The organism is Algoriphagus oliviformis, from assembly GCF_017254915.1.
In the GTDB taxonomy this organism is placed as follows: domain Bacteria; phylum Bacteroidota; class Bacteroidia; order Cytophagales; family Cyclobacteriaceae; genus Algoriphagus; species Algoriphagus oliviformis.
On sequence record NZ_JAFKCT010000049.1, the window covers coordinates 1 to 358 of the forward strand.

Annotated in this window: 1 protein-coding gene; it reads left to right on the plus strand. The window is 60.1% G+C overall.

Translation table 11 applies throughout. From position 1 onward, the window contains the following. Positions 1-15: 15 nt before the first annotated feature. Positions 16-358: IS91 family transposase (locus J0A68_RS22535; RefSeq protein ID WP_438839580.1), on the plus strand; the 343-nt coding region annotated here is incomplete at its 3' end.

Below are 358 nucleotides of genomic sequence, written 5' to 3' on the forward strand. Positions count from 1 at the left end.
CAGCACTGGGCCGAGGTGGAACGCCATCCCCGGATCAACCCTTGGCAGCTGCGGACGTTGTCGGCCATCATGCGTTGTAGGACTTCGGATCTGGGCGGCCATGTGGATGCCTGCACCGACTGCGGGACTATCCGAATCAGCTACAACAGCTGCCGCAACAGACACTGTCCCAAGTGCCAGGGGAAGAACCGGGAGGAATGGATCTCGAAACGGGAAGCGGAACTGCTGCCAGTGCCCTATTTCCACGTCGTGTTCACCCTGCCCGACACGCTGAATCCCCTGGCGATGTACCAGCCCAAGGCCGTCTATGACAGCCTGTTTGAAGCCGCTTGGCAAACAGTCGCCTGCTTTGCCAAAG